This window comes from Pseudomonas sp. 2822-17 (genome assembly GCF_002742485.1).
GTDB lineage: Bacteria > Pseudomonadota > Gammaproteobacteria > Pseudomonadales > Pseudomonadaceae > Aquipseudomonas > Aquipseudomonas cyclaminis.
Window position 1 is genome coordinate 57,765 of record NZ_LJRZ01000250.1, and the last position, 12,516, is coordinate 70,280.

Annotated in this window: 11 protein-coding genes; 9 read left to right on the forward strand and 2 right to left on the reverse strand. The window is 60.8% G+C overall.

The genetic code is table 11. The features are described 5' to 3' along the window. Positions 1 to 43: 43 nt before the first annotated feature. From AOA60_RS03465 to AOA60_RS03500, 8 genes are read left to right on the forward strand one after another with little or no spacing between them, the layout of a single operon-like run. Positions 44 to 175 carry a type VI secretion protein gene (locus AOA60_RS03465; RefSeq protein ID WP_099583216.1) on the forward strand — a complete coding sequence of 44 codons (132 nt, stop codon included), beginning with the start codon at positions 44 to 46 and terminating at the stop codon, positions 173 to 175. 16 nt (positions 176 to 191) lie between these two features. Further along, positions 192 to 1,376 carry a type VI secretion system-associated FHA domain protein TagH gene (gene tagH, locus AOA60_RS03470; protein WP_099583251.1) on the forward strand — a complete coding sequence of 395 codons (1,185 nt, stop codon included), beginning with the start codon at positions 192 to 194 and terminating at the stop codon, positions 1,374 to 1,376. A gap of 5 nt (positions 1,377 to 1,381) precedes the next feature. Further along, positions 1,382 to 1,852: a type VI secretion system lipoprotein TssJ gene (tssJ, locus tag AOA60_RS03475; protein ID WP_099583217.1), complete on the forward strand. Its 471-nt coding sequence runs from the start codon at positions 1,382 to 1,384 to the stop codon at positions 1,850 to 1,852. A 1-nt stretch (position 1,853) separates the two neighbouring features. Then, positions 1,854 to 3,182 (forward strand): type VI secretion system baseplate subunit TssK, encoded by a 1,329-nt coding sequence (gene tssK / locus AOA60_RS03480; protein ID WP_099583218.1) that lies wholly within the window; start codon positions 1,854 to 1,856, stop codon positions 3,180 to 3,182. A 5-nt stretch (positions 3,183 to 3,187) separates the two neighbouring features. Then, positions 3,188 to 4,051, forward strand: coding sequence for a type IVB secretion system protein IcmH/DotU (icmH, locus tag AOA60_RS03485; RefSeq protein WP_256592797.1), 864 nt, complete (start codon positions 3,188 to 3,190; stop codon positions 4,049 to 4,051). Positions 4,052 to 4,066: 15 nt separating this feature from the next. Beyond that, complete coding sequence (tssM, locus tag AOA60_RS03490; protein WP_099583219.1) at positions 4,067 to 7,432, forward strand: type VI secretion system membrane subunit TssM; 3,366 nt, start codon at positions 4,067 to 4,069, stop codon at positions 7,430 to 7,432. Between the two features lie 5 nt (positions 7,433 to 7,437). Continuing rightward, the gene (locus AOA60_RS03495) at positions 7,438 to 8,151 is read left to right on the forward strand and encodes a PP2C family serine/threonine-protein phosphatase (protein WP_099583253.1); all 714 of its coding nucleotides are present in this window, start codon (positions 7,438 to 7,440) and stop codon (positions 8,149 to 8,151) included. Then, complete coding sequence (locus AOA60_RS03500) at positions 8,148 to 8,990, forward strand: serine/threonine-protein kinase (RefSeq protein ID WP_099583220.1); 843 nt, start codon at positions 8,148 to 8,150, stop codon at positions 8,988 to 8,990. The genes AOA60_RS03495 and AOA60_RS03500 overlap by 4 nt, the downstream gene beginning before the upstream one ends. 8 nt (positions 8,991 to 8,998) lie before the next feature. Here AOA60_RS03500 and AOA60_RS03505 read toward each other — a convergent pair whose 3' ends face one another. Then, positions 8,999 to 9,328, reverse strand: a complete 330-nt coding sequence (locus AOA60_RS03505) for a DUF6388 family protein (protein ID WP_099583254.1) — start codon at positions 9,326 to 9,328, stop codon at positions 8,999 to 9,001. Between the two features lie 267 nt (positions 9,329 to 9,595). Between AOA60_RS03505 and AOA60_RS03510 the strand changes: the two genes are divergently transcribed. Continuing rightward, a complete protein-coding gene (locus AOA60_RS03510) occupies positions 9,596 to 11,671 on the forward strand; it encodes a PTS sugar transporter subunit IIC/EAL domain-containing protein (protein WP_099583221.1) in 2,076 nt (691 codons plus the stop codon). On the opposite strand, the gene AOA60_RS03515 is transcribed toward AOA60_RS03510, so the two are convergent. After that, positions 11,668 to 12,501 carry a metal-dependent hydrolase gene (locus AOA60_RS03515; protein WP_099583222.1) on the reverse strand — a complete coding sequence of 278 codons (834 nt, stop codon included), beginning with the start codon at positions 12,499 to 12,501 and terminating at the stop codon, positions 11,668 to 11,670. The two genes, AOA60_RS03510 and AOA60_RS03515, sit on opposite strands and share 4 nt — an antisense overlap. Positions 12,502 to 12,516 lie beyond the last annotated feature (15 nt).

Sequence of the window (12,516 nt, forward strand, 5' to 3'; positions counted from 1 at the left end):
TTTTTTGCGCCGTCGCCGGCCTTACTTTTCGTGGAGATACCTGATGCCTGTTCGTCCATGGCAAGCCCTGGCGCTTGCACTGTGTTTACTGGGCGGCTGTAACGCCAATTACGTTTTTGATGATGCCGACTACCGTCCGCTGGGTGATCCCCATGCGCTCCGTCGCGGCCATTGAACTGGGGAACCCTGCCATGCAGTTAGTGTTAGAGGTGTGCAATACCACGGACGGTGAACCGCCTGCCGGCAAGGTTTTTGACGGCGTCGGTGGCGTGATCGGCCGTGGCTCGGGTTGTGACTGGGTCATCCCCGACCCCAGCCGTTTGCTCTCCAGTCAACATGGTTTGGTCAGTTACCGAGGCGGCCAGTACTTTCTCACCGATATCAGTAGCAACGGGATTGGTGTGTCGGGAAGTACCGAGCGTTTGCTGAAGGGCCAGGCTCGCCTGATCAGCGAAGGTGATGTCTATCAAGTCGGCTCGATGGATATTCGCGCAGGCTTGACGGGGCAGCTCTCGAAGCGGGACCGGCGAGCGTTTGCCAGCACTGACCCGATTCCTGACGATGCCTTCCTCGGGCTGGACCCGTTGCAGGTGTTGGAGCACGACCCCTCGAACAGCACGTCGTGCGAAGAACCAGACACCTGGCGATCTGCGGCGCAGGCGCCGGGCGGCACGTTTTCTCACGGCGCGGTAGAGCGCGATCATATGATCGTGCCGAGATGGGCCGAGCCCGGCACACGCGAGGCCTGTACTCAACCCGCTGCGGTGGCTGCGCCAGCAACGGAAGTCTTCTGGGCGCAATTCGGTGAAGCGCTGGGCATGGATATGGATGCGCTCGACACGGCGGGTCGCGAAGCCATGGCCATCAAGGTGGCGGGGCTGTGCAGGCAATCTATCGAAGGCTTGCAGCAGAGCCTGCGAACCCGCGATGAACTCAACAGTGAATTGAATCTGGATTGGGCCACGTCGCCGCTCAAAGGCCCCAATCCCCTGAAGGATTGCCCCGATATACAGGCCACCTTGGCGTCGCTTTTGAGCAGCGCCGAGGTAGGCCAGCGTTCGGCCGAATTGGCGGTTGCCGAGGTATGCCGGGAGATCCAAATCCATCAACTCGCCTTGGTTGTGGCCTGCCGCGCCGCCATGCGGGGTGCGCTGGCGGCGTTTGCACCCGACCATCTGCTGCTGTGCTTCGAACGCCAAGGTAAGCCGCGCAGGTTCTCTACCGACGGTGCTCATTGGCGGGCTTACCAACTTCATCATCGGCGGCTGAACGATGAGGCCGCCTCGGGCGAACATCTGTTGCGCAACGATTTTTCCAACGCCTACAAAGAGCAGGTGCGCCTTGTCTCCACGTTGCTTACGACTTGCTCAGGATGATGGTCATGTATCGAATCCCTTTTGTATCAATGCTTGTCGTTCTGGGGCTGTTGGCCGGTTGCGCCGGCGTCTCACCCATTTCCACCTTGACCAAGCTGGATCTGACGTTGGCAGCCAGCGAATCCGTCAACCCGGATCTGCACGGTCGTCCGTCGCCAGTGGTTGTGCACCTGATTGAGCTACGGCATCCGGTGGCGTTCGAAAATGCTGATTTCTTCAGTCTCTATAGTCGCGCCGAGCAGTCATTACCCAAGGACTGGGTCAATGGCGAAGAGCTGGAGCTGCGCCCTGGTGAACAGCTGGCGCTCAAGCTCAGTGTCGAACCACACAGTCGTTATATCGGCGTTTTGGCTGCCTATCGAAATCTGCCCCACGTGCAGTGGCGGTTTGTGCTTCCCGTGACCCGGCAACGGCTGACACGGGCGGACCTGATTCTTGACGAGTCGGGTATCCGAACCAGCAGGAGGGAAGATTGAAATGGAAATTCATAAAGTCATCTGGCAGGAAGGCATGCTGCTGCGTCCCCAGCATTTGCAGCACAACGACCGCTATTACCATCAGCAGCTCAACCGTACCCGCTTGCTCGGCAGTGATGGCTGGGGATTCCTGAGTCTGGAGGTCGACGTGCAGTACCTCAACATGGGCAAAGTGGTCGTGAATCAAGCCAGTGGTGTCTTCCCTGATGGCAGCCTGTTCGAGCTGAACGCAGCGATGGCGCCGCTGGTATTGCAGGTGCCCGCCAACACAGGCGGGCAACCGGTGTTCCTCGCGTTGCCGTTGGTCATCGGTAATCAGATAGAAGTGCGCAGGCAAGAGCAAAGCGAAGTGCTGGCACGTTACGTCAGTTGTGAGTCGGAGATCGGTGACTCCAACGCCGGAGTCGAGTCCCGTTGTCGGATCAACTGCGCACGGCCGGACCTGCGATTGCTCCTGGGAGAGCAATCCAGTGACCCGCTCCATGTGAAGCTTCAGGTTGCCCAGGTGCTGGACTCGACCCCTGAGGGCGGCGTGCGGCTGGACACGGATTTTGTACCGACATTCATCTATCTGCAGCAGTCAGGTTACGTATCGTCATGCATCAAGGAAGTACTCAGCCTGCTCGCGACCCGAGGGGATGCGATTGCCGAACGCATCCAGGGCAATGGTGGAGCATCGGGCGCTCAAGTCGGCGATTTTCTGATGCTGCAATTGATCAATCGCACGGAGCTGGTATTGCGGCACTACCTGGGTCAGACGCAGGTGCGTCCGGAAGCCTTGTATCGAGAGTTGCTGTCGGTTCTCGGCGAGTTGTCCACGTTTGCCACCGACAGCAAACGTGCGCAGTTGGAAGGGTATTACCGGCATTGTGACCAGGCCGCGAGCTTTCGCGGCCTGATGGCGGGCGTGCGCGGGGTGCTGTCGTCGGTGCTGGAGCAACATGCCATTGAGCTGGTGTTGCAACAGCGTCAGTACGGTGTGCTGGTGTGCCCGGTGAGTGACCTCAAATTGCTGGGCACGGCCACGTTCATTCTGGCGGCGACCGCTCAGTGTGATTCGGATGAATTGCGCCACCGCCTGCCTGCGCACCTCAAGATCGGACCGGTGGAGCGGATCCGCGAGCTGGTCAACCTGCACTTGGCCGGTATCAAGGTCAAGCCATTGCCGGTAGCGCCGCGACAGATCCCATTTCACGCCGGCAAGACCTATTTCATGCTCGAACTCGGCGCCCGTGACATCACGCAGTTGGAGCAATCCGGTGGTTTTGCCTTTCATGCCAGCGGCGAGTTTGCCGAACTTGAACTCAACTTCTGGGCCATTAGGAACTGAACGCCATGACTATGGACAGTGAATACCCGCAGGACGAAAAAACCGTGCTGCTTGACCGCGATGGCCGCGCCCCGGCGCACGTGGCGTTGACGGATTTCCCCACGCCCCCGCGCTTCGAACACCTGGAAGACCGGATGATCTATACCGCCGGCCAGCAAGGGGTACAAAGCTTCAATATAGGGCCCAACACTCTGGTGGCCGCCGCCTGGGAACTGCTGTCACAGGTGGTTCAGCTCAAAAGCGACGCCGGACGGGAAAGCCTGCAGAGCCTCAACGACCGGTTGTCCTCGGGAATTACCGCGTTTGAAACACGTGCCTTGTACCAGGGCGCAGAAAACAGTCAGGTCATGTCGGCGCGTTATGTGCTCTGCAGCGTGATTGACGAAGCCGTGGTGACGACCGCGTGGGGCAATCGCAGTGACTGGTCGAAGACCAGCCTGCTGAGCCGCTTTCACAATGAAACGTTCGGCGGGGAGAAATTCTTCCAACTGCTGGAGCGCCTGTCCCGTGATCCGGTCAAGCACCTGGCCATGCTGGAGCTGATGTACCTGTGCCTGTCATTGGGTTTTGAAGGTAAATACCGGGTCCTGGATCGTGGAGGGTCGCAGCTGGAAACCGTGCGCGATGGTTTATACCGACAGATCAGGCACGTGCGTGGTGATCGCCCATCGATGACGGCGCCAACGGCGACTGTCCCAGCGGCAGGTGCACGCTTGCGCATTATTTCCGTTACCCGGGTCGTGATCTTCACATGGGTCTGTTTGCTGGCGATGTACTCAGGTTTTGCCTGGGTCCTGGGCACTGAACGCATGACGGTGCTGCAATCCTTTCAACCTTTGGCGCCGGATCAGACACGGTCGTCCTTGTAACGCTGGGAGCAATGAATGAACGCATTCTTCAAGGGCGTGGGCACAGTGCTGCGCAAGAGTTGGGTCTGGAGCCTCCTTATCGTGTTGGCCAGTGCGCTGCTGGTGTGGTTTTTCGGGCCGTTGCTGGCGGTGGACGACCACCGGTTCTGGCAAGGTGCTACGTCTCGCCTGCTGAGCATCTGTGGCCTGTTGCTGCTGTGGGGATTGGCGATGGTCGTGGTGGGCGCACGTCGTACCGCACGGATCAACCAACCTGAACAGCAGGCACGCGATCAACGCCAGGGGTTGATTGACGATGAGCGCCGGCATGTACGCGGCCGTTTCAAGGAGGCGTTGCACGCGCTGAAAATCTCCCACCGTTATGGTGAGCGCAGTGAACGTTGGCGCAACGATTTACCCTGGTACCTGTTGATCGGCCAACAGGGCAGTGGCAAGTCCCAATTGCTGGCGGCCTGCGGCTCACCGTTCCCGCTGGATCGGGACGGGGCGATGGCGCCGGGCGCAACTCAGTATTTTGACTGGTATCTGGCTGACGCAGCCGTACTCGTCGAAAGTGCCGGGCGCTACCTGGCCCAGCCTGATAGCGCAGTCGATGGGGCCGGCTGGTCGACGTTCCTGGGCTTGCTCAAAGGGCGGTGCCGGGCGCGCCCGCTCAACGGCGTGGTGGTGACGCTGGCGGTAGAGACACTGCTAGGCAGCCACGAGCGCGACCTGGACCTGCATGCGCGCCACGTACACAGCCGCTTGCAGGATATCCAGCAGACGCTGCATGTGGACGTGCCGGTTTATCTGGTGCTGACCCAGGCAGACCGGTTGCCGGGTTTCGCCGAGTTCTTCGATGCATCCCACGGCGACAGCGTCGACACCTTGCTGGGGGAGCGGCTGACTACCAGCGCCGCCGGTACCGAAATGACCCAGGTGCGCGAAGCGTTCGAGGCGCTGTTGCAACGCCTTGCAGCGGAGCTGATCCCGCGTTTGCACCAGGAACGCGATGCCGGGCGTCGTGGCCAGATGCTTGATTTTCCTCGGCAGGCTGCGCAGATCGGTGAGCGTTTGTGTCTGTTTGTGGAGTCTGCGTTCTCCGCGCACCGCTTTCAGCGTATCAACGGATTGCGCGGGTTTTACCTGACGTGCGCGCAGACTGACGACAGGCGCTCCCACTTCGTCCAGGGCCTGTTCAACCGAGTGATTTTTGCCGAGGCCAATCTCGCGGGATTGCAGACACCGGAGCGCCGACGCATCCGTCAACGCCAAGGGTTGCTGGCGTTGACCGCCGTACTGGTCATCACCGGGGCAGGAGGCCTGTGGGCACACAGTTATGGGGTCAACCACCAGCGTTTGATGCAGCTGGCGGAACTGGTCAACTCGCCGCCACCGGGTCCGTCCGCCGCAGACCAAACCCTGACGTTGCTGCCCTTGCTGGACGGTCTGTTGGCCGCGACCCGTGTATTTCCGTCGGTGGGAGAGGCTCGCTGGACGGAGAGGGCCGGCTTGTATCAAGGCGAGGTGAGCCGTGCACCGTTGATCAGTGCCTATGAAGAGGCGCTGCACCAGCAGTTTCTACCGCAGGTGACCTCGTTGCTCGAAGAACAGGTGCGCACCAGTCTTGATGATCGCGAGAGGCTGCTGGACATGCTGCGGGCCTACCTGATGCTTAACCTGCGGGAGCGGCGCGATACCACTTGGTTGGCACAGCACATGGCCGGTCACTGGTCCACCCGGTATGCCGGGGAGGCTTCGACGCAGAGCCGCTTGAACGAACATCTCTCGCGGATGCTTGAACAACCCTTCCAGGCGCCCCTGAACACCGAGCTGGTGGCTCAGGCCCGGCAGGCGTTACGAGGTGAGTCGCTGGCGGATGTGGTCTATCGGGTGCTGCGAGACCAGGCCAGGAGCCTGGAGCCCCATCGTCTGCCAGAAGGGCTGGGCCTCACCGCTGTCGACCAGCCGATACCGGGCTTCTACACCAAACGGTACGTGCACTATTTTGAAAAACACGGTCCCCGTCTGGTCAACGCAATCGCCCAGGATAACTGGGTGCTTGGGGAGGCCGGCGATCTGAGCGCCATGGATTTGCGCCAGTTGATGCTGGAGTTGGAACAACGCTATTTCAGCGAGTACGCGGATGCCTGGAGCCAGGCCCTGGGGCGGATCAGCCTGCAGCGCAGCGACAGCCTCCGGCAGCATGCCGATGGGCTTGCCGGATTGGCGTCAGTGCAATCACCGCTGGTGCAACTGTTGCAGCAGGTGCGAGAGAACACCCGCTTGTCGGCGGCCAGCGATCGTCTTCAGGCAATGGGGGAGGCGGTTCAAGAGGCGGCGTCCAGTGTGCTGACCAGCCAGCTGTCGGTACCGGCGGCTTCTGATTCTGCGCGACGTGCTTTGCAGCGGCGATTCGAACCTTTGCATCAGTTGCTGGATGCCGAGCAGAACCCAGGCGCTGAACTAATGCAGGCGTTGCGACTGCTGGATGAATGGCAGCTGCAATTGGCGGCACTGAACCGCGAGGGCGCGCCGGAGCAGGCAGCGTTCAAGCTGGTCAAGCAACGCATGGAAGGGCAGCAGCCGCTGCTGGGCCGTGTGCGTGATGCTGCAGTGCGCCTGCCGCAACCTTTCAAGGGCTGGTTTGGCGACATTGCCGATGAGAGCTGGCGACTGCTGCTTGATGACGCCTATGTGCATGTCAATCAACGCTATCAAACTGAGGTGTATGGGTTTTACGCCAAGGCGATTCAGCGCCGCTACCCGTTCAGTGCCCACGCCGGCAGCGACGTTGCCTTGGGCGATTTCCAGGAGTTTTTCAAACCTCGTGGAGGCATGGCGCGCTTTTACGACAGCTACCTGCGGCCCTTTGTCGGTGCCGAGGGTGGCCGCTATCGCCTGCGTAACCTGGATGGCCGGAGCCTGCCGTTGTCGCGCTCGCTGTTGGAGCAACTGACAAAGGCCCAGATGATTCGACATGGTTTTTTTACTGAAGAACAGGGGGACTGGGCGGTCCGCTTCACGCTGGCGCCCTACAGTCTGGATCAGGCCGTCAGCCGCGCGATTCTGAGCATTGGTGGGCAACACCTTGAATACCGTCATGGCCCGATCGTGCCGATGGCGTTTCATTGGCCAAATGACGCAGACAATGGCCGCAGCAGCCTGGTGCTGGAGCGGGGCGCGGAGCGGCCGCTGGGCATTGAAAAAAATACCGGCCCCTGGTCGTTATTCCGGTTTTTCGACCTGATGCAAAGCGAGCCTGCAAGCGGCCGGGATGCACACCTGCTCAAGGCCGATCTGGCTGGCCTGCGCGCCAACTTCCTGCTCACCAGCCAACGCCACCCAGGCCCGTTTCAGTTGGCGACGTGGCGCACGTTCCGTCTGCCGGAGCAATTGTGAGGCAGCTGCATATCCAGAGGGACAGCGCCGGACGAACGCTGCGGGGTAACGCGCGTTCGCGCAATGAGGATGCGTTCCTCGACTGCCCCCAGCACGGTTTCTGGGCGGTAGCCGACGGGATGGGTGGCCATCGGGCCGGGGATAGGGCGAGCCAGTGGGTCATCAACAGCCTGGCTTCATTACCCGGCCAGGGCTGTCTTGATGAACGTGTCGAGGCCGTGCGGCGTTGCCTGCGATGGCTCGATACTCAGATGGGACGGGCGTTGCAACAAACCGCCGAGGGCATCATGGGCAGCACCGTGGTTGCGCTGTTGCTCGATGGGAATCGCGCCGCCTGTATTTGGGTGGGGGATAGCCGTTGCTACCTGTGGCGCGGTCAACGCTTGTACCAGTTGTCGCGGGACCATTCCCGGTTGCAGCAGTTGATGGACACGCAGCAACTGAGCCTGGAACAGGCTCAGGCTCATCCGCACGCCCGGGCCTTGACCCGTGCCATTGGCGGCCGGCAGCCCTTGAGCCTGGAAGTGCTGGAACTCGGCACCCAGCCGGGGGACGTATTTTTGTTGTGCAGCGATGGTTTGTATCAGGGGCTCAGTCATGGCGAATTGGGCAACGCCCTGAGTCTGGGGACGCCCCGACAGGCGGTGGATCGGTTGTTTGCCCAAGTGTTGCGCGGCGCGGCGCGGGATGACCTGACCGCTGTGGTGGTCCAGCCATGAGCGCGACCTTCGGCCCGCCGAACCTGCTTGCCGGGCGTTATCACCTTGAACGGGTATTGGGCTCCGGCGGTATGGGGGTTGTCTACCGTGCCCGCGACCTGCTGCACGAGGCGTTTGGCGAACCCAGCGCCTGGGTGGCATTGAAGCTGTTGAGCGATACGCTTGCCGGATCTTGCGATGGTCATGTCTTGCTGTACAGCGAGTTCGCCCTGACTCGAAGCCTGCGCCACGATCACGTGGTCAGGACCTTTGCCTTCGAGGTCGACAGCCTGCGTCAGGTTGCGTTCTTCACCATGGAATTGCTGCACGGTATGACGTTGGATCGACGGCTCCAGGCGTATCCGGATGGATTGCCGTGGCCTGAGTTGCAACCCATCGCGATGCAACTACTGGAAGCACTGGCATATACCCACCAGCAGGGCGTGCTGCATGGCGATGTGAAACCCGCCAATATCATGGTGGGCGAGCAGGGCGTGCGCTTGTTCGATTTTGGTTTGGGTCATGCGCAGGTGCAGCAGGCTGCGGGGCTGCCGGCCTTGAGCCGCAGCCGTTTGAACGCCTGGACACCCGCCTATGCGGCGCCGGAATTGGTGGCGGGTGGAAACCTCTCCGCCAGGGCCGACCTGTATGGCGCTGCCTGCGTGATCTATGAGTTGGCCCAGGGAAGCCGTCCCGATGGGGGGCAGTTGAAAAAGCCTGTGCCCAGGCCCCGACACTTGCCCAGGCATTGCTGGCCGGCGTTGCGTTCTGCGCTGGCGGCGGACCCTGAGCAGCGAACGATTTCGGTCGACGAACTGTGCGAAGCCATCAATGGGCGGCGGCGCTCGTGGTTTCTTTAGTGGGCGTATCAGCCAGCCAAGTCATGCAGTTGGCAGTATTCCACCCAGCTCAGTCCGGCCATCTGCGCCACTTCCTTGTGCACTTCCAGGCGCTGGGCCTCAAAGGCTTGCGGGGTGTCTGCGGTGAGTTTGAGTGTCAACTCCCAGGCAAACAAACCCTGGCGCTCCGCTTCCGCTTCGAAGGCTTCATGCAGCCGTTCGGCGCGGTACTGGGCTTGGGTTTCACCTTTGGCCTGGGCTGCCAGCGGGTTCAACGTGTTCAGTTCTGCGGCTATGTCGGGGTGCTCGTTCAAGAAACGGTCCAGCGCGAGCTGGTGATTATCGCCAGGTGTTGACAAGGGCATGCTCCAAATCAGTTGGGATCAGGCTTCGTTGTTCTGGCCCGATGCGAGTTTTGTGCGAATTGAGCACAGAGATAACGGGTATTGAAGCAGATTCCGGGCGTGGCCCAGGCCAGAAAATCCAACAATTGAAAACAGTGCTGAAATTTCACGCCGAGACATGGCAAAAGGCTTTCGCTCCCGGTGCCAGGACGTGTAGCGTTAGCCCCGGTATTTCGGGTCCTGCCCTCCAGGGGCAGACGGCGATGGGCTGAGGGACGGGTCATGGCGCAAACGCTGTTCAAACTTTTCTTTACCCAGCGCCTGGCCGCTTTGGCCAGCACCGAGTCGTTGCGCGCAATCCGCGAAGGGCTGCTGTGGATCCTGCCGTGCCTGCTGGTGTCGGCGAGTTTTCTGATCCTGTCCGAATGTGCGCGGGTGCTGGGGTTCGATCCGCAGGTGGTGGCCTTCTTCGCAGGGCTGCACAATCAGATCAGTTCCGTGATTCCGCTGCTGGTAGCGGCCTCCATCGGTTACATGCTCGCGATCCAATACCGCCTGCCACAGCTACCGGTGGCGTTCCTGTGCCTGGCCCAAGTGGTGATTGCGACTTTTATCCTGCGTGAATACCCCCGCGCTTGCGCCACGTTCGTTCTGTTTATCGCCATTGCCTCCCCGCTGCTGAATGTGCCGGCCATGGCCTGGCTGTGCCGCTATCGCTGGACCCGTCTGATCAATGAAGACCTGGTAGGGCACAACCTGCGGGGTACGATCAATATGGTCGTGCCGGGAGCGATCACCGCGCTGGCGCTGGTCGCGCTGCTCTCCCTATTGCTGCAGATTCCCTATGTGGCGCAGTTGCAGGGGCCGCAGGTGATTGAAGCCTTGGCGTCGCCCTACGGCAGCGGTTTGTTTGTCACCCTGATGAACTCGCTGTTGTGGTTTTTCGGGATTCACGGTGTGTACGCCATGCAGCCGCTGTTCGACGTCCTGGACCAGGCCGTGGTGCTCAACGGCACCGCGCTGGCCGCCGGTGAACCGATTAAATATGTGCTCAACAGCGGCCTGTTGGGCAGTTTTGCGTTTATCGGCGGCTCGGGCGGCGCGTTGTGTTTGCTGGTGGCCATCCTGCTGTTTTCCAAGAGCCAGTCCATGCGCCTGCTGGCTGTGGCGAGTCTGCCGCTCTCACTGTTCAACGTCAGTGAAGTCCTGCTGTTTGGGCTGCCGATCATCCTCAATCCACGTTTGTTCATTCCATTTCTGGTGGTGCCCGCGTTGAACGCAATGGTAGCGCTGACCGTGGTGGGGTGGGGGTGGGTATCCCCGGCGGTAGCCAGCGTGCCGTTCACCTCTCCGATATTGCTCAACGCCTACCTGAGTACCCACGGTGATCTGGCGGCAGTGGTGCTGCAAGTCGCGCTACTGGCCCTGGGCACCCTGGTGTACGCGCCTTACGTACGTGCAATCCATCGTCAGGCCGCCGAAGGGGGCACGGTTTACCTGAAATCCCTGGACATGACCTTCCGTGGCCTTGAAGAAAAAGGCCGGCTACGTGAATTGGACCCGGTGCTGGTGTCCCACAAGACCTTTGCGCGCCAGGCCAATGAGCTGAGCCATATCCAGCAGATCAGCGACTACGAGTTCTACCTCGAATTCCAGCCACAGGTCTCGACCCGCACCGGCCTGTGTACCGGCTGCGAAGCGCTGATGCGCGCCCGCGATGCCCAGGGCACGGTGCATTCGCCGTGGGAGTTCCTGCAATGGTTGGCCCAGGCGCGCTTGATGCCGGACGTGGATGTGTGGGTGGCGTCCCAGGCGGTTCGTCAGTACCAGAAGTGGCAAAAAGTCGGCTTTGCCCTGCCGATGACCATCAATATCTCCAGCGCCACCCTGACCGATGCCGCCTATGGCGAGCGCCTGGTGGAAATCCTCGCCCAGGCTCACGGGCAGGTATCGGTGGAGATCACCGAAGATGCGCTGATCAGCGATATCCCGGCCACGCGCCAGAACATCCGTAAATTGCAGGCCATCGGCGCCAAGGTTTATATCGACGACTTTGGCACCGGGTTTTCAGCCTTGAGTTACCTGCACCAGTTTCCGGTGGACTTCATCAAGATCGACCGCAGCTTTGTGGTGGCCCAGCACGACCCCAAAGGCGCCCAGGTACTGACCGGCATGCTGCGTTTCTGTGAAGCGCTGAACCTGGGCGTGGTAGTGGAGGGCGTGGAGACCGCCGAGCAGTTAGCCTTCCTGAACACCGGCCCCGAGTTGATTATCCAGGGCTGGTATTTCAGCAAGGCGCTGCCGGGCGATCAGTTGGAAGGCTTTGTGCGCGAGCGTGAAACCTTGGCGCAGGTCTAGTAACCCCGCTGGGTCTGTTCGATGTCCTCGATCAAATCGTCGATACCCGCCAGGCGCGCGCGGTTATCGTGGTCCCAAGGGTGAAAACCGGGTTTGAAGTAGTGCAACCACGGCCGCAGCATGCGTGGGAAAACGCCTTTGGGGCCATACAGAAATTTCAGCATGCGCCAGAAGCCTTTGAGGTGCCCACCGGCCTTGCGGTCGGCGATCAACAGGCGCACGTGGAAATCCAGCACCACCAGCCAGAAGAACACCGTGGTGGTCAGCATGGCGCCGGTGCGCAGCAGATAGCGCTTGGGCCCTGGCTTGATCACGGTGTTCCACACGTCAAACGCCACGGCCTTGTGTTCGGTTTCTTCCAGGGCGTGCCAGTACCACATCTGCTGGTATCCCTTGAGTGAATCGCCGAAGCGTGACGGGTCGCTGAGCAGGATTTCCGCCAGCATCGCTGTGTAGTGCTCAAGGGCTATGGTAATCGCCAGATTGAACGCCGGCGGGAAGTGTTTTTTCTGCAGGTCGAGGATGAATTTGAGGCGACCGTCCAGGGTGTGGGCCGGCAGCCCTGCCGCTTGCATCAGGTCGTTGTAGGCCACGTGTTCGCGGCTGTGCATGGCCTCCTGGCCGATAAACCCCTGGATCTCTTTTTTCAGCGCCGGGTCCTCTACGCGCTGGCGGTAGTGGCGCACGCTGTCCATGAAAAACAGCTCGCCCTGGGGAAACAGCAGCGACAGGGCATTGAAAAAATGCGTGATGAACGGGCCCTGTTCGTGCCAGTTGGTGATGCGCTCGGCGGGCAGGGCAAAACGGACGTCGCGGCGGATAGGCAACATAGTGCGTGCTCCTGT